The organism is Halomonas sp. ND22Bw (genome assembly GCF_003011945.1).
Classification (GTDB): Bacteria; Pseudomonadota; Gammaproteobacteria; order Pseudomonadales; family Halomonadaceae; genus Halomonas; species Halomonas halophila.
Genome location: NZ_PXWD01000433.1, coordinates 1 through 338, shown reverse-complemented (window position 1 = coordinate 338; position 338 = coordinate 1). Strand labels below are relative to the sequence as shown.

1 protein-coding gene is annotated in these 338 nt (G+C 63.9%); it reads right to left on the bottom strand.

The annotated features are described in order from the left end of the window. Positions 1-26: 26 nt before the first annotated feature. A partial coding sequence (locus CVH10_RS26710; RefSeq protein WP_219924830.1) for a hypothetical protein occupies positions 27-338 on the bottom strand: 312 nt, incomplete at its 5' end.

The window sequence follows — 338 nt, the reverse complement described above, 5'->3', positions numbered from 1 at the left end:
ACCGCCGGATTCCCGTCCGGGATTGGCTATGCGACGCACTGGTTCCCGTCGCTCAGCGCGACCCCCGTCGTCTCGCGATCGCAGACAAGGTGCGACAAGACCTTGAGGCTAAGTGTGCCCTTCCGGTCGATCCGGTGGCGGCAAACAGGATCGTCGACGCTCAGGTTCGCAAGCGGGTTCGTCAGTCCGGCCGCACAAAAGTCAGCCGCGCCGTTTCCGAGTTGGTTCGCGCCGGCTTCGTCAGGCGGCATTATCAGGGCTACCGGGTGGATCACCAAAATCGGGGCGCCCAGCGGCAAGCGGTTTACACGATCACCGAGGAAGCACGTCGGGCACTT